We start from the raw sequence: 20,068 nt of genomic DNA on the forward strand, positions 1-20,068 counted from the left end.
TACCAGAAAAACCACAAGCTCCGAGGAAACTACTTCCCAGGCGTTGACAGAAGATATTCAGCGATATATCGTTGACGTATCGCGATAGATATCGTGACACCTACTGAAGAAAGATTTCACACCATGAAAAACGAACATCGATTCCAAGAATTCCGTCATCATCACGATCCCCGTGGCGTCGGCGAAGAAGAAAATAAAGGCCGAGGCGGCCGCGGACCCCGCGGTGGCGGTGGATTCGGTCCTCGCGGGCCGCACCGTGGCGGCAGAGGTTTCGGCCCGGGCGGCTTCGGACCAGGCTTCCCCCCAGGATTCGGCTTCGGAGCCGGTGGCCGGGCCAAGAAGGGCGACGTGCGAAACGCCATCCTCTCCCTGCTCAGCCAGTCCAGCTACAACGGCTACGGCCTGATCAAGGCGATCGCGGTTCATTCCGACGGCGCCTGGCGGCCCAGCCCCGGGTCGATCTACCCTGCACTGACCACCCTGCAGGCCGAGGGCTTGATCATCTCGGTGGGCGAAGGGCGTCGCACCGAATTCGAGCTCAACGATGCCGGGCGCGCTTATGTGGCTGAGCATCAGGATGAGCTGGCCGCGGTCTGGGAAGAAGTCAATGAGGAAGCCGGAGCCGCCCAGGACCTGCGGATGAGCATTGGCAAGTTGATGGGAGCCGTGCAGCAGATCAGCCTGGATGGCACGGAGGAACAGCTCCGCACCGTCACCGCTTCTCTGGACGAAGCCCGCCGCACGATTTACAAGCTGCTCTCGGACTGATCCGATGGCCGCCCCCTTTATCGCCAATCAGCTGGCAGCGAGTCGCTCAGCGCACCGACGTCGCAAACTCGCTGCCAGCCAAGGCGCCGATCTAACGCCCGCCGGGGTTCTGATCTATCGGCCTGATCCACAGTTGCAAAACTCCACTTTTAGGCCTGGAAGTTGTGCCTAGTTTCCCGCTTTCCTTGGCACAACTTCCGGCAAGCTGGGCGATGCTGGTCTCAAGCTAGCTGAGGGCTTCACGCATCGCCTGGTAAGCGGCGAGCGCACGCTCTCGCGAAGCGGCAAGCTCCACCAGCGGCTCAGGATAATCCAGATCTTGCCCTAGCACGGGTGAAGCCTTCCACGGTTCATGAATGAGCCGCTCATCGAAGGCGGCTAGTTCAGGAACGAAGTGCCGAAGGTACGCACCGGCGGCATCGAACTTCTTAGACTGAGTCACCGGGTTGAAGATTCGAAAATATGGCGCGGCATCTGCGCCCGAGCCCGCTACCCATTGCCAGTTAGCCGGGTTACTGGCAGCATCGGCGTCAACCAGAGTGTCCCAGAACCACTGTTCGCCGATCCTCCAATCAACCAGCAAGTTCTTCACCAGAAAACTGGCTACCACCATCCGAACCCGATTATGCATCCAACCGGTCTGCCAGAGCTGACGCATTCCGGCATCAACCAACGGATACCCGGTGCGGCCTTGCTGCCAAGCCGCCAATTCGGCGGGTGAAGGGGCCAGCCAATTAAACCGATCAAACTCTTCGCGATAGTTCTGAGTTGCTAAATCGGGGTTGTTATAGAGCAGATGCCAACAGAACTCTCGCCAGCCCACTTCGCTGCGAAAGACCGCAGAGTCTTGAGGATCGAGACCCCGAGTTTTTTCCACAACATGCCAGAGCTGCAAGGGACTGAGTTCACCGAATCGCAAATGTGGGCTCAACCTACTGGTCGCCTCAACGGCTGGTTCGTCCCGGGCCGAAGCATAATCTTTAGCTTGACGGTCAAGAAAATCCGCCACCCGCTGCTGAGCACCGCTTTCTCCTGGCTGCCATTCTTCTGCGAGCCCTGCAGACCAGTCAGGATTCGTCGGCAATAAAGCCCAGTCGTCTAATGACTCCCCTGCCACCGGAGAAATGCTCACCACCTGCTGGGGCGCGGCAAGAGGTTCACGAGGTTGTAGCTTTTCCATACAAGCACGCCAAAAAGGAGTGAAGACCTTATAGGGCCCGCCATTGCCGGTCTTGAGTTCCCAGGGTTCGAAGAGCAAATTGGCTTTGAAACTCTCTGCCCTAAGACCAGAGTCGCTCAGTGAGGCCTTGAGCCCGGCGTCAAGAGTGCGTTCCGGCCCGCCGTAACGCCGGTTCCAGAAGACGGCGTCCAAACTCAATTCTTCGACTAAAGCTGGGATGATCTTGCCGGCGTCACCCCGGCGCAAGATCAATTCACCGCCGAGATCTTGCAGACGCGCGGCTAGCTCTGAAAGTGAATGATGCAACCACCAACGGGCGGCACCGCCCAGCGGGCGGATACCTGCTGACTCGTCCTCCAAAACGTAGAGCACGAGCACTTCGCCCTGATCACAAGCGGCCGAAAGAGCGGGATTATCCTCGATCCGCAGATCATTCCGAAGCCAGACCAAGGAGCGCATGATTCGAATCTACCGTGAACCCGCCTCGTCTGAGGTTTTTATTGCCAGAGTCTTTGCTGAGATGGTGCCAGATGATCTTATTCAGCGACCATACGGTACTGAGGGCAGGGCGATCGGGCTTGGGTTCAAAACAACCCAAGCAACGGCTAGCTCACTCAGCCGATGCAGCTGCTCTGCATCACCATCGCCGGAGCGCAATGCCTTGACAAGCACTTGTGCTTCGTCAAGCTCGCTGGCGGATAATGCGTTGCCGCTCGCAAAGTGCTCGGGCAGCACGTCGAGCATCTTCTTGAACTCGCGATCCCAGTTCGCGCCACCGTTGCCCAGAATCTCGTGGGAGATCCGCCCAGTGATGCGGATCGCTTCGCCTTGCACGGTTTTCGCCGCACCAGATGAGGGCACGAGCATTTCCCAAAGCAATTCATACTGCTCCCGCCAGCCGCCATCGGATACCAGAATCGGCGATACCCCATCGTGTACCTTCCGTTCCACAACAGGGGTGACGCCGGAGAGAGCGTATAGCTCTGCCAGCCCGGCCTCCGTCTCGGCGAGATAATCGGGATTGAAGTTTGCCCGGTGGAACTCGAAGTCCTTGCCGATCCTTTCTACCTCGTAACGCATCTCATCGGTAACGGCAGTTCCCGCCTCAAGTAGCAGTTTGACGACCTGCGCAGTATCCGCGATGGAGGCGTTGCGGGTGCGTCGCAGAGCGTACAGCAGAGGGGTCTCACCTTCTGTGTCGGTGACCGCCTGCAGATCAGCACCGTGTTGCAGCAGCACCCGGGTCGTATTGACCTTTTGCCAGCCCGCTGCACCGTGCAAAGGAGTAACACCTCCGCTTCTTCTGCGCTCAATATCGGCACCGAGCGAGATCAACAGCGGAATCTGTGCCACTCGCCCCATTGAGGCACGTTCCCAGAGCGGCGTCCCACCGTATGCATCCGGAGTATCCACATCGAGTCCCTGGTCAGCCAACCACAGGATCAACTCATCCGGACAGTCGAGAAAACCGATGGCTGTCTGCTTCTGATAACCACCGCGAGCATCCAATAAGCATTTATCAAAAACACGCTTGAGTTCCTCGACCGAAGCAGTCTTCAGCAACTCTCCGAAGTTTTTAGGGAGCGTCTTGCGCTTTGCCATAACTCCTCCTTCACGGGTTATAAAGCGGTTCCGGACAAAAAGTTAGAGGAAGAGCTTCATCCCCTGGTGACTGGCTTCGAATCCCAGCCGCTGATAAAAGCGCAACGCATCCTGCCGCCGCTTATCGGTGGTCAGCTGCACAAGTGAACAACCCCGTTGTCGAGCTTCAGCAATCGCCCATCGGATCATTTGGCTTCCTACCCCGCTGCCACGCAGCGATTCGGCAACCCTGACCGCTTCGATCTGAGCTCGCAAAGACCCTCTGCGAGCCAGGCCGGGAATGAAGGAGAGCTGAAAAGTAGCCAGTACCTCCTCGCCTTGGACACCGGCCACCAGGAGTTGCGCCGGATCGGCGTCGATCACTTCGAAAGCCCGCTGATACGGTGCGAGCTCTCCGCCGTCCCGCGCGGCACCGATTTGGTCGGCGACCAATAGTTGCAGGATCCCCGGCAGATCGGCGGCTTCGGCTCGACGGAATGAAACGTCAGCGGCCGTGAAGAGCTCAGTCATCTGAGTTCTTCTGGAATCTCCGGACGGCCAGGCGCAGCGCGCGCTCAGCATCCAGCATCGGCGTACCTCTCAGCACATCCAACAAACGCTCCCCCAACTCGAGCTCAGCCTGCTCAAGCTCCTCCGAAGCGAGACCAGCACCCTGTTTTCTTTCCTCATCGGCTCCTGCTCGGTGCAGGGATTTCTGAGCTAGGGCGAGCGCCGGAAGCGAGATCGGAATTCCCTCGAAGCGACCGCGTTCCGGTTTTTCCGCGGACTTCACCTGATTCCAGGTCGCCACAATCTCATCGACGGTCGCGGGGAAGCTGCTCTGCAAGCTGCCGTCAGCGCGGAAGACGTGCGGATTTCGCCGCACCATCTTCTCGGTCAGCCCACTGATCACCTCAGTGATGCTGAACTCGCCTGCTTCCTCGGCCAATCTGGCATGTAATACGACTTGCAGCAGCACGTCGCCCAGTTCGCCCCGCACTTCAGCGGCGGGGTGGGCGTCCTCGATGGCTTCGACCAGCTCGTAGCTCTCCTCGATCAGGTATCGAATCAGAGACTCATGGGTCAGCTCCGCCATCCAAGGGCAGTACTCGCGCAGCTGGCCAATGACTTCTACGAGCCGGTCGAACTCGAGGGACATCGGATCAGCGCAGCTCGGAGTACGCTTCGGTGATCTGCTCGACGAGTGCCTCGCGCTGTTCCAAGGGCAAGAAAGCCGCCTCCGCGGCATTCAGCGTCAGGCTCAGCAGATCGTCGAGGTCGTAGTCGAAGGTCTGCACCAGAAGCTCGAATTCGTCGCTCAGGGTGACCGCGCTCATCAGCCGGTTGTCGGTGTTGATGGTGACCCGGAACCCCGTCTGGTACAGCAGGTCGAGAGGGTGCTGGTCGATGCCCTCGCCCCAGGCCGAGATGGCACCGGTCTGCAAGTTGGAGGACGGGCAGATCTCCAGTGCGATCCCCCGATCCCTGACCCAGGCCGCCAGCGGACCCACGGTCACCATCCCGAGATCTGCTTCATTGGCTTCGTCGGTGGTGAACTCAACCTCCAGGTCTTCGGCGATCCGCACTCCGTGGCCAAGCCGCAGGGCACGTCCGTCGACCAGCGCCGACTGGATGCTTTCCAGGCCAGCGGCCTCCCCGGCGTGCACCGTGGTGGGGAAATTCTGCTCGGCCAGGTAACGGAAGGCCTCGGTGAATCGAGCGGGCAGGAAGCCGTCTTCGGCACCCGCGATATCAAAGCCGACGGCGCCCTTATCGCGGTGCCGAACGGCAAGCTCAGCGATTTCCTGGCTACGATCCGCATGACGCATCGCAGTGATCAGCTGACCGACCTGGATTCGCTGACCGCTCGCTTCAATGGCCTCCTCAATACCGGCTTGCACTGCCTCAACGGCTTCGTCCAGGCTGAGCCCGGCACGCAGGTGCTGCTCCGGGGCCCAGCGGATCTCACCGTAAACCACGCCGTCGTCGAGCAAGTCCTCGACGAATTCCCGGGCCACTCGCTGCAAACCCGCACTGGTCTGCATTACCGCGATGGTGTGATCAAAAGTTTCCAGGTAGCGAACCAGGGATCCTGAATCGGCTGATTCCCGGAACCATTCCGCCAGAGCCACCGGATCGGTCGCGGGCAGCGGATGCCCGATCTCTGCGGCAAGTTCGATAATGGTCGCTGGCCGCAGTCCACCATCGAGGTGGTCGTGCAACGAGACTTTGGGCAGATTGCGGATATTGAACGGAACGTCTGGGGCTGTTTCAGCTACTGTAGTCACAGTCCAACTCTACTTCAGCGGCCCTACCGACGACGGCTGGATTTCACTCCATGTCCGTGGCTTGAGGAACCCTCGGCACCGCGATGGTTTCAGCTTCTGCGGCGCTGGCCTCAGATGCTCCGCTTTCGCTCTGCTTCCGCTCCGCCCGCTTACCGAGCCAGCGGTGGAAGAGCTTCATTAAATGGTCGACGACGAAGCCCATAATGATCGCGAAGACGATCGCGATGGCCACCCCGAGCAGGTGGTTGTTCCTGATCCAGTGGCCAGCGAAGGTGCCGATCGCCACCCCGTAAGCGGACCAGGTAATCGAAGCGATGGCGTCCAGCCAGACAAATTTCCGCCAAGGGTAACGGGTGGCCCCGGCGGTGAAATTCACCGCGACCCGACCCACCGGAATGTAGCGAGCGGTGAGCACCAGCACGGCTCCGCGCTTGTCCAACTCCATGCGCGCCCATTCCATGGCCTTGGCCACCTTGGGACGCCGCATCCACTTAAAGCCTGCGGTGCCGACCTTGCTGCCGATCCAATAAGCCGTGTTGTCACCGAGGATGGCACCAATCGCACCACCGGCCATCAGGTACCAGATATTGGGTTCACCGGTGTGCAGAGCCACCGCAGAAAGCGCCACAATCGCGGTTTCGCTCGGCAGGAACAGGAAGAAGCCGTCAATGAAGCAGAACAGGGTGACGATCGGAACAACCCACCACTGACTTGCCGAATGAGTGATCAGTTCATTCAGACCACTGAAGAATGCGATGAAGTCCACGAAGGACGGCTCCTAGGATTGTGCGAGATTAGTTCAATCGTCCCATGCACCCGAACTCCACGCCATCGTTCCTGAGAGTGAATCTGATGGCTCCGCACCTCACACCAGGGTATGAGTTATCACTCGCGCCGTGGAATCGAGTGTGCAGATCTACACGTTATGAACCGTCTTTAAGCTGCAGATCTACACACTCGGTGAGGGTTTCAGGCGATGCGGTCGATAATCAGCTCGGTGGCAGGTCGTGATCCTTCCGGAGCGATCACGACGGCGTCAGCCAGCGCTTCCTTGGCCCGCTCAAAGCGATCCGGAGTGTCAGTCAGCAAGGTCATCAGCGGTTCCCCGGCCCGGACCACGGCACCCGGCTTAGCGTGCATCCGAACCCCGGCCCCGGCCTGCACCTGGTCTTCCTTACGAGCCCGTCCGGCACCCAGACGCCAAGCGGCGACGCCGACGCTCAGCGCGTCGAGACCGACCAGCACCCCGTCAGCGGGAGCGTAGATCGTCTCAGACTCCCTGGCCACCGGCAGGGTCACCCTAGGATCTCCGCCCTGGGCTTCGATCATCCGGTTCCAGGCGTCCATCGCGCGGCCGTCCTTGAGCGCTGCCGCCGGATCCGCGCCGTACACTCCGGCCGCTTCGAGCATCTCCTGGGCCAGTCGCACGGTCAGTTCGACGACGTCGCTCGGGCCACCACCGGCGAGCACCTCGACCGACTCCTCGACCTCAATGGCATTTCCCGCGGTGAGGCCCAGCGGAGTGCTCATATCGGTCAGCAGAGCCACCGTCTTGACTCCGGCGTCAGTGCCCAGAGCCACCATGGTCTCCGCCAGTTCCCGGGCTTGGGCGACGTCCTTCATGAAAGCACCCGAGCCGACCTTGACATCGAGCACCAGCGCGCCGGTACCCTCGGCAATCTTCTTGCTCATAATCGAGGAGGCGATCAACGGGATAGCCTCCACGGTTCCGGTCACATCGCGCAGCGCATAGAGCCGCTTATCAGCCGGAGCCAGGCCGGAACCGGCGGCGCAGATCACCGCACCGACGTCCTGCAACTGGTTCATCATCTCCTCGTTGCTGAGCGCCGCGCGCCAACCGGGAATGGATTCGAGCTTGTCCAGGGTTCCACCGGTGTGGCCCAGCCCGCGACCCGAAAGCTGCGGTACGGCGACGCCGAAGACGGCGACCAGCGGGGCCAGCGGCAGGGTGATCTTGTCTCCCACGCCGCCCGTCGAATGCTTGTCCGCGGTCGGCATGCTGCCGCCCGCGTTGACCGGACCACCGGTCACCGGGCGCAGCGCGGAGAAGTCCATCCGCTCCCCGGAGGCGATCATGGCGGCCGTCCACTGCGCGATCTCGGAGCGGTTCATCCCGTTCAGCAGGATCGCCATATTGAGCGCGGACATCTGCTCTTCGGCGATCACGCCGCGGGTGTAGGCGTCGATCGTCCAGGCGATCTGCTCCGCGGAGAGCACCCCGCGATCACGTTTGGTGCGAATAATATCTACCGCGTCGAATGATTCAGCCACGTCTCAGTGCTCCTCAGCTTCTAAATTTTCAGGTCCAAAGGCATCCGGCAAAACCTGGTCCATGGTCTTGATCCCGGAAACCGTCATCAGCTGCATGCCCGGCGCACGGTGCTCATAGAGCAACTGACGGCAACGGCCACAGGGCATCAGTACGTTTCCTTCACCGTCCACGCAGTAAAACGCGGTCAACCTGCCACCGCCGCTCATCTGCAGTGCGCCCACCAGGGTGCACTCCGCGCAGAGCGTCAGCCCATAGGAGGCGTTCTCCACATTGCATCCGGTGACCAGCCGCCCGTCCTCAGTGAACGCAGCGGCACCCACCGGGAAACGGGAGTACGGGGCGTAAGCATGCCTCATAGCTTCTTGAGCGGCCAGCTCCAGGCTCACCCAATCCACCTCGTGAGAGCCGGGCATCTCAGCCCTTGACATAGGGCTCACCGGAGGCGGCAGGAGGCCTGGAACGTCCCACCAGCCCGGCTACCGCAATAATCGTCAGGACATAGGGCAGCATGGCCATGAACTGTCCCGGCACCGGGGAGCCGATGATGGTGATGATCGACTGCAAGTTGTCTGCGAAGCCGAAGAGCAGCGCAGCCAGGAAGGCTCCGATCGGATTCCAGCGGCCGAAGATCAGCGCGGCCAGGGCGATATAGCCCTTACCCGCGGACATGTCCTTGCTGAACGCGTCCGCGGAGACCAGCGCGAAGAACGAACCGCCGATGCCGGCGACCGCGCCACCCAGCAGGACGTTCCAGAAGCGAGTCCGGTTGACGTTGATGCCGACGGTGTCAGCAGCTTGCGGGTGCTCACCGACGGCCCGTACCCGAAGCCCCCACTTGGTGTAGTAGAGCCCGACGTAGATCACGATCACCGCAAGGTACATCAGGTACCCGATGAGCGACTGGCGGAACAGGATCGGCCCGATAATCGGAATATCGGCCAGGAACGGAATGGTGATCGGCTCGAGCTGCGGAGGCTGGTTGAACTGCTCCGGATGAGCGGTCAGCACGGTGGAGAACAAGAAGCTGGTGAGGCCCGAGACCAGAACGTTCAGCACCACGCCGACGATGATCTGGTTCACCAGGTACTTGATGCTCACCACTGCGAGCACGAGCGAGACCAGGACGCCGGCCACCGCGGCCGCGAGCAGACCCGCGAAGACGTTCCCGGTCACGGTTCCCACCACCGCCGCGCTGAAGGCGCCGAGCAGCAGCTGACCTTCGATCGCGATATTGACCACGCCGACTCGCTCACTGAGCACACCCGAAAGCGAGCCGAAGACGAGCGGCACCGCAAGGGTCACCGCGCCGGCGATCAAACCGAGGAGCGAGATGGAAGGCATCTCATCTCGACCTCCGGCGACGATCCAGACCAGGAAGCCAAAGACGAAGAGGATGGCGAAAACGCCGCCGATCCAGGCTGGAAGCTTACGCTTTTGAACGGTCAGCCAGACCGCGTAGGCCGCGAGCACGCAGAGCACAATCGCCACGATCCAGCCGAAAGGTGCCGCTGGAACGCTGATCACCTCGACCTTGGTGACCCCGAGCAGGGCGAGCACGAACAGCACGAGAGCGGTCAAGAAGGTCACCGCCACCCAGCGGGGCTGGCCGCTCATCGCCTGATTGCTGCGACGTCGTCCAGCCGCCCAGCGGTACCCGAGGTAGATCGCGGCGGCGAGCGCGAGGATCAGGGTCACCCAGGCGACCACGGTCGCGGTTCCGGCGTCCTGCACGTCGGTGATGCGGAAGCCCGCTGTCTTGTTATTGGCCAGGAATCCGAAAAGCACCAGCGAGAGCAGCGCGAGCAAGCTGAGACCGATGCCTGCTTTCCAGCTGACCAGCTCTAGTTTCGGCGCCTTGCGCTGAGCGGGCTCAGTTGCGTTGTCCGGCGTGTGGGTCATCGCACTCATGCTGCTGCTCCGCCCGTGAGAGAAGTTTCGGCTGGGGTGGTTTTGGCTTTACTCTTCTTCTTTCGCTGGTTGAGGCCGAAGATGGCACGCACCAGAGGGGGCGCAGCGATGAAGAGCACGATCAGGGACTGGATGACCAAGACGATATCGATCGGAGTGCCGGTCTGCGATTGCATCACCACGCCGCCAGCCCGGAAAGCACCGAACAACAGACCCGCGAAGAAGGTGCCCCAGGGAGTGGACCGCCCAAGCAAGGCCACCGTGATCGCGTCGAAGCCGATCGAGGCTGACACCCCGCCGGAAAGGTACTTCTCAGTTCCGGAGACTTGCATGACGCCCGCCAGGCCCGCTAGCGCTCCGGCAATAGCCATCACCAGGATGGTGCTGCGGGCCACGTTGATACCCGCGGTGCGAGAAGCGTTCGGGTTCGCGCCGACGGCACGGAACTCAAAGCCCAGGGTTGAGCGGCTGAGCAGCCACCAGACCAGCACCGTAGCCAGCACCGCGAGTAAGAACCCGGCGTGCAGCCGGAACTGCGGGCCGAGCAGCAAGGGGAACTGAGCGGTGTCGTCCAGGAAGGGCGAGATCGGGTTGCTGGACCCCGGGCGTTGGAACGCCGGCAGGGTGAGCAGATACGCCAGCAGGAAGTTCGCAACGTAGTTGAGCATGATGGTCACGATGACTTCGTGGGCACCGGTGCGCGCTTTCAGCAGACCCACGACGCCGCCCCAGATCGCGCCGCCGATCAGCCCCGCCAGGATCACCAGGATCACGTGCAGGCCCCAGGGCAGGTGCCAGGCGAAGCCGATGTAGGCGCCGAAGAAGGCACCGATGATGATCTGTCCCTGGGCGCCGATATTGAACAGTCCCGCACGGAAGGCCAGGGCGACGCCCAGGCCTGCGCAGATCAACGGAGTGGCGACCGTGAGCGTCTCGGTGATCGGATAGAACTTGGCCGCCAGATCCGCGCCTTCCCAATTGAAGATACTGCCCTGGATCAAGGCGCCAAAGGGTTTGAGGACCTCAGAGATCAGATCGCCCGGCCGGGCGAAGAAATATCCGGCGGTTTCAGACACTTTCGGATTGGTGATCGCCATCAGGATCCCGCCGATCACGATGGCCAGCACGATGGCCAGCACCGAGACCATGGCATTGCCGGTGAAGATCTGCCGCAGCACGGAATCTTGCTGTTCCGCGGGCTTCGTGGGCTGAGGCGTCACCGCTGGCTCAGTCGCAGTACTTTGCTCAGTGGGGGTGTTCGATTCAGACATGCTTGCCTCCATTCGCAGAGCCATCCATCGGGTGCTGGGCGGTCGCTCGCTGCTCGGTGAGCTGCTTTTCGGCGTCTTCGAGAGAAAGACCGGCCATCATCAGTCCCAGGACGTCCCTGGAGGTGTCAGGGGGCACGATCGAGACCAGTTTGCCTTGATAGAGCACGGCGATCCGGTCGGCGAGTTCGACCACCTCATCAAGTTCGGTGGAGACGATCATCACCGGGGTGCCGTGGTCGCGTTCAGCGATCACTCGCTTGTGCACGAATTCGATCGAGCCGACGTCTAAGCCTCGAGTCGGCTGGGAGGCGATGAACAGGCTGAGCGGACGCGAGAGTTCTCGGGCCAGCACCACCTTCTGCTGGTTACCTCCGGAGAGGGAGCTCGCGGGGGTGGAGATCGAAGGGGTACGGACGTCGAATTCCTCGATCTTCGCTTGTGCTTGCTTGGCGATCACGCTCGGTTTCATGGCGATACCGCTGGCGAAAGGCGCCTTGTCGTAGAGGTCCAGCACCATGTTCTCCGCGATGCTGAAGCTGCCGACCAGGCCATCGACGTTGCGGTCCTCCGGAACGAAGCCGACGCCGGAGCCCAGCACGTCTTTAACGCTCTTCCCGAGCAGTTCACGGCCGTCGAGCTTGATCGAGCCGCTGACATGCGGCTGCACGCCGAGGATCGCCTCGGTCAGCTCGGTCTGCCCATTGCCCTGGACGCCGGCGATGGCCAGTACCTCGCCCTTGGAGATATCAAAGGAGAGATCATCGACCACGTGCTGGCCGTTCTGATCGATGACCGTGAGGTTGCGAATCTGGAAGGTCGCTTCACCCGGCTGCGCCGGAGCCTTGTTCAGGCTCAAGCTCACCGCATGGCCGACCATGGCAGAGGCGAGTTCGGTCGGGCTGGCGCTGGGCTCCGCGGTGCCCACGACCTTACCGCGGCGGATGATGGTGATGGTGTCCGAGATGGCCTTCACTTCGCGCAGCTTGTGTGAGATGAAGACGATGGACTTGCCGTCTTTCTTAAGCTGTCTGATGATTTCCAGCAGTTCGTCGGTCTCCTGAGGAGTGAGCACGGCGGTGGGCTCGTCCAGGATCAGGATCTCGGCGTCGCGGACCAGCGCCTTGATGATCTCGACGCGCTGCTGCACACCGACCGGGAGGTCTTCGATCATCGCGTCCGGATCGACGTCGAAGCCGTACTGCTCTGAGATCTGCCGGATCTTCTTCCGGGTGGCATCTAAATCGAGCAGACCGGCTGCTTTGGTGGTCTCATTGCCGAGAGCGACGTTCTCAGCGACCGTGAAAACGGGGATCAGCATGAAGTGCTGGTGCACCATGCCGATGCCAGCGGCCATCGCATCCCCGGGATTCTTGAAGACGACTTCTTTGTCGTCGATCAGGATCTCGCCTTCGGTGGGATCGTAGAGCCCATAGAGCACGTTCATCAGGGTGGATTTGCCGGCGCCGTTCTCACCGAGCAGGCAGTGCACCTGACCGGATTCCACTACGAGATCTATATGGTCATTGGCGACCAGGGAACCAAACTTCTTGGTGATCCCCTTGAGTTCGAGTTTCACTCGTTTACCCTCCACTACCTTCTATTGCCTTCGAACACTGAAAACGCGCTGCCCTTCGGCTCGGCTGACGCCGTGCGCCAAAGGGCAGCGCGCCCATGGTGTTCAGCTACTACTTAGGGCTGGCCTTGGACTCGACCTTGATCGTACCGGAGATGATATCCGACTTGATCTTGTCCAGCTCGGTCTTCAACTCTGCCGGTACCGCGGACTCCAGATCGTGGAACGGAGCCAGGCCGACGCCGCCGTTCTCCAGGGTTCCAACGTAAGGGCTGGAATCGAACTTGCCCGCGGCGTCGTCCTTGATCACGGCCTCGACCGAGGTCGCCAGGCCCTTGGTGACCGAGGTGAGCAACACCGATTTGTAGTCCGGAGCAGAGACGTAACCATCGGTATCGACCCAGATCAGCTTGGCGTCTTTGCCCGCTGCCTTGGCCGCGACAATGGCCGCACCTGCACCGGCGCCCACCGGTCCGGCGACCGGCATTACGATATCGGCACCCTGATCGAGGAAGCCCTGGGTGAGCACCTTGCCCTTATCGACCTGCTTGAAGTCACCGACGAAGGTGCCATCCTGCTTGTCCTTGTCCCAGCCGAGCAGCTGGACGGACTTGCTCTTCTGGGTGTTGTAGTACTTCACGCCATCGGCGAAGCCGTCCATGAAGATGGTCACGGTGGGGATATTGGCGCCGCCGAAAGTGGCGACCTTGCCGGTCTTGGTGGTGCCAGCGGCCAGGTAACCGGCCATGAAGGCGGCCTGCGCCGTGTTGTAGACGATGGACTTCACGTTCTTGGGGAAGGCGGGATCGCTGTAATCGACGATCGCGAAGTGGCTGTTCGGGTTCGCGGCGGCGATCGACTTGGTCGAGTCGCCCAGTAGGAAGCCGACGGTCACGGTGAGCTTGCAGCCCTGCTGCACCATGGAGCGCAGGTTCGGGTCGTAGTCGGTATCAGCCTTCGACTGGACATGTTTTTCTTGAATGCCAAGATTCTTCTGAGCATCAAGAAGCCCGTTATAACTTGACTCGTTGAACGACTTATCGTCGAAGCCGCCCGAGTCCGAAACCATGCAGGCCAGGAAATCGCTCTTCGCAGCGCCCGAGCCGGTGGAGTTGCTGCTCGGTGCAGCCCCGCAAGCGGTGAGCAGCAGCGCCGTAGCGCTCAAGGTCACGGTGCCCAGCGTGGCCCCGCGTAGTGCGACGCGTCGCAGTGAGTTTTTCAATGTTCCTCCAGAAAGTCCCGCCAGATACGAGCATCACGATGAGTGTTCAATGAGTGGCCGTTCCTCCTGATGCAAGGCGTCAGGAGCATCTCTGTTTTCACTGAGGTCCCCGTGGTGCTGCGCCTAAAGCTCGCTCAGCGGAAAATCCTGAGAAAGCTGGCGCAATGATCACCTTATCCTAGTGTGACGGCGCCCACTCTGGAAACTCACTGCCGCTATCGGGCTGCGTGACAGCAGAATCGTTGGAAATTCGTTACCAATCTCGCCGGCTTTGCTGAACTTTCATCAATAACCTTCATCGGCTTCCCTGCGCATTCCCTGCGCCGGGAAGCGGCGATCACCAGTTCTTCGCGAGGGCTTCCAAGGTATTGATACGATCCTGCACCTCATAGGTGTAACCAGTCACCATGAGTTCATCGGCACCGGTCTGCTCCACCAGGTCTCGCAACTGGGGAATCACCGTCTCCACGGTACCGACGGCCTTGATCGCTGGAAGGTTCTTCATCGCCGCTAGTTCCGCTTCGCTGAAAGCATGCTGAGCGGCTTGCTCAGGGGTGACGATGGGCCCGAGCATCCCGGTACGAAGAGCGAGTGCCTGTACTCTGCTGGGCCCGGCCAAGAACTCCGCCCGCTCCGCGGTGTCAGCGATCAAAGCACTGGTAGCGATCATTACATGCGGTTTATCCAGCACCGGTGAGGGCTGGAAAGAACGCCGATAGAGATCGATAGCAGCCAGCGCGTCCGGAGCGAAGTGGTGTGCATAGCTATAGCGCAAGCCCAGCATGCCCGCCATCTGTGCGCTGTAGCCAGAAGAACCGAGCAGCCAGAGCTCTGGATAGGAATCCGCGTTCGGGGTGGCAGTCAGCGCGGCTCGGGGGCCGAGCGCCGAGATGAGTTCTGGCCGCACATCACCGAGCAGCGCCATGGTCTCCATCACGTGCAAGGGAAAATCCTCAATGCTCATCGCATCGGTATGCCGCCGTAAGGCCTGGGCGGTGAGCCCATCGGTGCCGGGAGCCCGGCCAATGCCGAGATCGATTCTTCCGGGGTGCAAGGCCTCCAAGAGGGCGAACTGCTCTGCCACCACCAGAGGGGCGTGATTCGGCAGCATCACTCCCCCGGAGCCGAGCTTGATCCGCTCGGTGGCGGCCGCCAGGTGGGCCATCAACACCGGCGGGTTCGTCGAAGCCACCGAGGGCATATTGTGGTGCTCAGCCACCCAGTAACGCGCATAGCCCAACCGATCGGCGGCTTGCACCAGAGTAGTGGTGGCCGCGAGGGCCTGAGCAGAACTACGCCCCACCCCCACGCTGGCCAAGTCCAGAATGGATAACGGGACTTTCGCGTTGTGGGCGTGGGGCGTAGCTGTCTCAGTCAAGGGTGATGACCATCTTTCCGGTATTGGCACCCGCCAACATATCGATGAAGGCTTGCGCGGTGTTTTCTATACCGTGCACAACGGTTTCCTCGTACCGAATCTTCCCGTTGGTCAGCAAAGGCGCCACCAGAGCCGCGTACTCGTCCGCGTACTGCGAATATGAGTTCACGATGAAGCCTCGCAAGGTCAGCTGCTTGCCGATAGCGAGCGCCAGGTTGCGCGGCGCAACGGGCGGTTCGGTGCTGTTGTACTGGCTGATCGCGCCGCATAGCGCGACCCGGCCGAAGGTGTTCAGGGCGGAGATCGCCGCTTCGAGATGCTCACCGCCGACATTGTCGAAGTAGACATCTATTCCAGTGTTTTCCCCTGGCGCGCCAGCCAGTGCGACCTTCAGCTGCTCCTTGATCGGCCCATCGTGATAATCGAAGGCAGCATCGAAACCGAGTTCGAGGAGCTTCGCCACCTTTTCCGGCGTCCCGGCACTGCCGATCACCCAGGAGGCCCCCAATTGCTTGGCGATCTGGCCGACCAGGGAGCCCACCGCTCCCGCCGCGCCCGAGACGAAGACGACGTCGCCAGCTTTGAATTCTGCCACCTTGACCAGCCCAGCATAGGCGGTCAGCCCGGTCATCCCGAGAGCACCCAGGAAAGCGGTAGCGGGAGCCAATGAAGCATCCACTTTCTTGACCGCACCGGCAGGAAGCACCGCATACTCACGCCAGCCCAGGCCATGAACGACGACGTCGCCCTCGGCCAGGCCTTCAGCCCGGCTGGCGAGCACCTCGCCCACTGCACCGCCGTCCAATGGCTGATCTAGCTGGAAGGGCGGCACATAGGACTTCACATCATTCATCCGGCCACGCATATAGGGGTCAACCGAGATGGCGAGGTTCTTCACCAGCACCTGGCCGTCCTGAAGCTCCGCGAGGGGCGCCTCGGCGAGCCTGAAGTTCTCCAGAGTGGGCCAGCCTTCAGGGCGTGAAGCCAGCTCAAACTGCTTAGTGATCGTTGGCAAGCTCATGCGGCGGACCCCACAACGTTCAGCTCGACGTCGATGTTTCCCCGGGTCGCGTTCGAGTAAGGGCACACCTGATGAGCCGCTTCGACCAGGGCCTGAGCAGTCTCGGCGTCCACCTTCGGCAAAGTGATATCGAGCTGAACGGCCAGACCGTAGCCGCCCTGACCGTTCGCTCCGATGCTGACCCTGGCGAGCACGGTGGAGTCGGAGACATCTGCCTTCTGACGACGAGCCACCGTGCGGAGTGCTGAATGGAAACAAGCTCCGTAACCCGCCGCGAAGAGCTGCTCGGGGTTGGTGCCTTCGCCGCTACCACCCAGTTCTGCCGGGCTCGCCAAAGTGACGTCGAGCTTGCCGTCTGAGGTGCGGGCTTTGCCGTCGCGGCCATCGCCGGTGGCCAGGGCTTCTGCGGTGTAGAGGGCTTTCATGATGATGCTCCTTAGGGGTTGGAATTACTGAGTAGTGACGTGACGTAGAGAGGCGTTGAGTTTGCTGAGGGTGGCACACAATTGAGTCAGTTCTTCGATGCCGATTCCTGCCGCCTCAGCGAGCTGAGCCGGGATCGCGCTGGCTCGCCGCTGCATGGCCACTCCGTCATCGGTAAGTTCGATCTCAACCCGGCGCTCGTCGTCATTCGAGCGACGACGCCGAATCAAGCCCGAGCTCTCCAGGCGCTTGAGCAGCGGGGAGAGAGTTCCCGAATCGAGTTGCAGGGCCTCACCGAGCTCAGTGACACTCGCCCGGTCTTGCTCCCAGAGCAGCATCAACACGAGGTACTGCGGATAGGTCAGCCCCAGTTCCTCCAGCATGGGCCGGTAAAAAGCGGTGAAGGAACGCGAGGTCGAGTACAAGGCAAAACATACTTGCTGCTTGAGGATCTGTCGCTCGGCCATATTTGAAGAATAGTACACAATTATATTGTGCGCAATTTAATTATTTATAACCCTCTCTCATCGATCAAGCCATCTCATTGAGAGCCTCTTCGGTCCGCCCCGCTGGCGCGGGAACAGACGCGGGAACAAGAGCTAAACCGGGCTAAGGAAGATCCCGAATGGTACGCAGCGCAGCGGCTGCCAGCACCCTGATGCCATAGCCCAGGGCGTCCTCATGAAGGATGTAATCACCGCGGTGCAGATCGTAGACCTCACCGCCCGGGGTGTGGGTGCCCAACCGCATCATGGCCCCGGGAATATCCTGCAAGAACCAGGCAAAATCCTCGCCACCCATCGACTGCGGCGTGAGTACCACGGCGTCCTCGCCTAGCTCGGCGCGAGCCGCTGCCTCAATAATCGCTGTCTCGTGCTCCGAGTTGACCACCGGAGGCACCCCGCGGATGTGCTCCAAGTGCACGTCGACACCGTAGGGCGCCGCGACCTGACGGACTACGTCGTCGAGCAGTTCCCCGGCGGAGTGCCAGGCGTCTCGATCCAGGCAGCGCATCGTCCCGGCCATGAACCCGCTGGCTGAGATGGCATTGGGGGCGGCCCCAGCTTGGATCTGCCCCCAGACCACGGAGACCCCGCTGCGCACATCGATCCTGCGGGAGAGCACAGCTGGCACATTGATCGCGATCTGCGCGAGCGCGAAGACCAGATCCTCGGTCAGATGCGGGCGAGAGGTGTGACCCCCACGCCCGGTGAGCTCGATCTTGATGGTGTCCGAAGCCGAGGTGATGGCCCCGATCCGGGTGCCGACCTTGCCGACGTCGATTCTCGGGTCACAGTGCAGCGCCATGATCCGAGGTACCCCCTGCAAAGCGTCTTGGGCGATGCAGTCCAGGGCGCCGCCGGGCTGGGTCTCCTCAGCCGGCTGGAAGATGATCCGGATCGTCGCCCCCAGCGCCTCCTGCTCGTGCAGCGCGGCGAGCAGCAAGGCGATCCCTAGCATGGTGGTGGTGTGCACATCATGGCCGCAGGCGTGAGTCACTCCGTGATTCTTGGAGGCGAAAGGCAGCCCGGTCTCTTCGATCACCGGCAGCGCATCAATATCGCCACGCAGTGCGGTGGCGATCGGGCCGTCGCCGACATCGACGATGACGCCGGTGCCCTCGAGACGCCTCGGCTTCAGTCCGGCGGCACTGAGCCGTTCCACCAGCTTGTCAGTGGTGCGGTGCTCTTGCCGGGAGAGCTCAGGATGGGCGTGCAGATCTCGGCGGAACTCCAGAAGCTCGGGCAGCAGCGGTTCCAGCCAAGGAGTTATTGGCTGAGTCGATCCCGCTTCATGAGAGTAATTGCGCACACCGAAACTCTAGCCACTGACGGTCGTTTCATTGGCAACACGGCGTAATCACCGTGTAACAGGGCCCGCCACAACCAGCGAGTTCGCGCTCAGAGCACATCCATATCGCCATTGGCTTTGAGAGCGTCCACCGCTGCCTTGACCCGCTGCGCGTGAGCGGTCGTGGTGACCAGCAGCGCGTCGGGGGTATCCACGATCACCACATCGTCGATACCGATCAACGCGATGACCCGTTTGGTATCGGTCACCACAACGCCGGAGGCATCCTCGGTGAAGACCCGGGCACCTTCGCCGAGGACGGTGACGTCGTCTACTTCGTTCGCGCTGTTCAGCCGGCCGATGGCGGCGAAGTCTCCGACGTCGTCCCAACGGAAGGCCGCCGGAATGACCGCGACGTCGCCCGCCGCAGCAGCCGGTTCGGCGACCGCGTAGTCGATGGCGATCTTCGGCAGGGTCGGCCAAATCCGTCCGGTCACTTCATCGCGCTGCGGAGTGTCCCAAGCCTGCGCAATCTCGTTCAGACCCGCATACAGCTCCGGCTCATTGGCCTCCAGGTGCTTGAGCATCAGGGCCACCGGAGCGACGAACATCCCGGCGTTCCAGCTGTACTCACCGCTCTCTAGGTACTTCTCAGCGGTCGCCTGATCAGGCTTCTCGACGAACTCGACCACCGAGTGCGCGTGCGGGGCACCGTGCACAGCCAGCTGCTCACCGGTGCGGATGTAACCGAAACCGGTGGAGGCATGGGTGGGAGTGATCCCGATGGTGACGATCTTGCCCGCTGAACCCTGCTGCGGAGCAGCGGTCAGAATCGCTTCACGCACTGCGGACTGGAACACCGCATCCGGGCTGATCACGTGATCGGCGGCGAAGGAGCCCATAATGATCGAGGGGTCTCGCCGGTACAGGATCGCCGCGGCCAAGCCGATAGCGGCAGCGGAATCTTTCGGTTCGCTCTCCAGCACGAGCTCCGAATCGGGAACCTCCGGAAGCTGCCGGCAGACCGCGTCGCGATGCGCAACCCCGGTCACCACCATCATCCGGTCTTGCGCGAGCGCGGTTAAGCGATCGTAGGTGGCACGCAACAAGGTGCTGCCCGAACCGGTCAGGTCATGCAGGAACTTAGGAGCGGCGGCTCGGGAAAGCGGCCACAACCGGGTACCGACACCACCCGCAGGGATCACCGCGTGGAATTGCCGCAGGGCCAGTTGCTGGTTTTCGGACAGAACCGCATCGTCAGTTGAATCTATGGAAGTCATTGCGAATCACTTTAGCTCACCAATCCCCTGAGGGTCCGGAATTCGGTGAGATAAGTGGTGGAAAACTCAGCAGATCCGCTGCTGTGTATGA

General features: G+C 61.4%; 19 protein-coding genes. 1 reads left to right on the forward strand and 18 read right to left on the reverse strand.

Annotation, left to right across the window (positions count from 1 at the left end):
- Positions 1 to 123: 123 nt before the first annotated feature.
- Positions 124 to 768, forward strand: a complete 645-nt coding sequence (locus tag ABDK06_RS12755) for a PadR family transcriptional regulator (RefSeq protein WP_394941594.1) — start codon at positions 124 to 126, stop codon at positions 766 to 768.
- A gap of 226 nt (positions 769 to 994) precedes the next feature.
- Here ABDK06_RS12755 and ABDK06_RS12760 read toward each other — a convergent pair whose 3' ends face one another.
- The 18 genes from ABDK06_RS12760 to ABDK06_RS12845 form a co-directional block, all read right to left on the reverse strand.
- Positions 995 to 2,407 carry a cryptochrome/photolyase family protein gene (locus ABDK06_RS12760; RefSeq protein ID WP_394941597.1) on the reverse strand — a complete coding sequence of 471 codons (1,413 nt, stop codon included), beginning with the start codon at positions 2,405 to 2,407 and terminating at the stop codon, positions 995 to 997.
- An 81-nt stretch (positions 2,408 to 2,488) separates the two neighbouring features.
- Positions 2,489 to 3,550, reverse strand: a complete 1,062-nt coding sequence (locus ABDK06_RS12765) for an ankyrin repeat domain-containing protein (RefSeq protein ID WP_394941599.1) — start codon at positions 3,548 to 3,550, stop codon at positions 2,489 to 2,491.
- 42 nt (positions 3,551 to 3,592) lie between these two features.
- Positions 3,593 to 4,060, reverse strand: a complete 468-nt coding sequence (locus ABDK06_RS12770; protein WP_394941601.1) for a GNAT family N-acetyltransferase — start codon at positions 4,058 to 4,060, stop codon at positions 3,593 to 3,595.
- Positions 4,053 to 4,688, reverse strand: coding sequence for a MazG nucleotide pyrophosphohydrolase domain-containing protein (locus ABDK06_RS12775; protein ID WP_394941603.1), 636 nt, complete (start codon positions 4,686 to 4,688; stop codon positions 4,053 to 4,055). The genes ABDK06_RS12770 and ABDK06_RS12775 overlap by 8 nt, the downstream gene beginning before the upstream one ends.
- Positions 4,689 to 4,692: 4 nt before the next feature.
- Positions 4,693 to 5,817 carry an adenosine deaminase gene (locus ABDK06_RS12780; protein ID WP_394941605.1) on the reverse strand — a complete coding sequence of 375 codons (1,125 nt, stop codon included), beginning with the start codon at positions 5,815 to 5,817 and terminating at the stop codon, positions 4,693 to 4,695.
- Positions 5,818 to 5,860: 43 nt separating this feature from the next.
- Positions 5,861 to 6,583 carry a DedA family protein gene (locus ABDK06_RS12785; protein ID WP_394941607.1) on the reverse strand — a complete coding sequence of 241 codons (723 nt, stop codon included), beginning with the start codon at positions 6,581 to 6,583 and terminating at the stop codon, positions 5,861 to 5,863.
- A gap of 203 nt (positions 6,584 to 6,786) precedes the next feature.
- Positions 6,787 to 8,109 carry a thymidine phosphorylase gene (locus ABDK06_RS12790; protein WP_394941609.1) on the reverse strand — a complete coding sequence of 441 codons (1,323 nt, stop codon included), beginning with the start codon at positions 8,107 to 8,109 and terminating at the stop codon, positions 6,787 to 6,789.
- Positions 8,110 to 8,112: 3 nt separating this feature from the next.
- Positions 8,113 to 8,523 carry a cytidine deaminase gene (locus tag ABDK06_RS12795; protein ID WP_394941611.1) on the reverse strand — a complete coding sequence of 137 codons (411 nt, stop codon included), beginning with the start codon at positions 8,521 to 8,523 and terminating at the stop codon, positions 8,113 to 8,115.
- 1 nt (position 8,524) lies between these two features.
- Positions 8,525 to 9,724, reverse strand: coding sequence for an ABC transporter permease (locus ABDK06_RS12800; RefSeq protein ID WP_394941944.1), 1,200 nt, complete (start codon positions 9,722 to 9,724; stop codon positions 8,525 to 8,527).
- Between the two features lie 290 nt (positions 9,725 to 10,014).
- Positions 10,015 to 11,289, reverse strand: a complete 1,275-nt coding sequence (locus ABDK06_RS12805) for an ABC transporter permease (RefSeq protein ID WP_394941613.1) — start codon at positions 11,287 to 11,289, stop codon at positions 10,015 to 10,017.
- A complete protein-coding gene (locus ABDK06_RS12810; protein WP_394941615.1) occupies positions 11,282 to 12,865 on the reverse strand; it encodes an ABC transporter ATP-binding protein in 1,584 nt (527 codons plus the stop codon). Before ABDK06_RS12810 ends, ABDK06_RS12805 begins: the two co-directional genes overlap by 8 nt.
- Positions 12,866 to 12,974: 109 nt before the next feature.
- Positions 12,975 to 14,084: a BMP family lipoprotein gene (locus tag ABDK06_RS12815; RefSeq protein ID WP_394941617.1), complete on the reverse strand. Its 1,110-nt coding sequence runs from the start codon at positions 14,082 to 14,084 to the stop codon at positions 12,975 to 12,977.
- Positions 14,085 to 14,421: 337 nt separating this feature from the next.
- A complete protein-coding gene (locus ABDK06_RS12820) occupies positions 14,422 to 15,462 on the reverse strand; it encodes an LLM class flavin-dependent oxidoreductase (protein ID WP_394941619.1) in 1,041 nt (346 codons plus the stop codon).
- Complete coding sequence (locus ABDK06_RS12825) at positions 15,455 to 16,483, reverse strand: NADP-dependent oxidoreductase (RefSeq protein WP_394941621.1); 1,029 nt, start codon at positions 16,481 to 16,483, stop codon at positions 15,455 to 15,457. The genes ABDK06_RS12820 and ABDK06_RS12825 overlap by 8 nt, the downstream gene beginning before the upstream one ends.
- Positions 16,480 to 16,908 carry an organic hydroperoxide resistance protein gene (locus ABDK06_RS12830; RefSeq protein ID WP_394941623.1) on the reverse strand — a complete coding sequence of 143 codons (429 nt, stop codon included), beginning with the start codon at positions 16,906 to 16,908 and terminating at the stop codon, positions 16,480 to 16,482. Before ABDK06_RS12830 ends, ABDK06_RS12825 begins: the two co-directional genes overlap by 4 nt.
- 24 nt (positions 16,909 to 16,932) lie before the next feature.
- The gene (locus ABDK06_RS12835) at positions 16,933 to 17,373 is read right to left on the reverse strand and encodes a MarR family winged helix-turn-helix transcriptional regulator (RefSeq protein ID WP_394941625.1); all 441 of its coding nucleotides are present in this window, start codon (positions 17,371 to 17,373) and stop codon (positions 16,933 to 16,935) included.
- 142 nt (positions 17,374 to 17,515) lie between these two features.
- On the reverse strand, positions 17,516 to 18,718 hold the full coding sequence (locus ABDK06_RS12840) for an amidohydrolase (RefSeq protein ID WP_394941627.1): 1,203 nt from the start codon (positions 18,716 to 18,718) through the stop codon (positions 17,516 to 17,518).
- A gap of 89 nt (positions 18,719 to 18,807) precedes the next feature.
- Complete coding sequence (locus ABDK06_RS12845; RefSeq protein WP_394941629.1) at positions 18,808 to 19,977, reverse strand: mannose-1-phosphate guanylyltransferase; 1,170 nt, start codon at positions 19,975 to 19,977, stop codon at positions 18,808 to 18,810.
- Between the last annotated feature and the right edge of the window lie 91 nt (positions 19,978 to 20,068).

Source organism: Psychromicrobium ferritrahens (assembly GCF_043789415.1).
Classification (GTDB): domain Bacteria; phylum Actinomycetota; class Actinomycetes; order Actinomycetales; family Micrococcaceae; genus Renibacterium.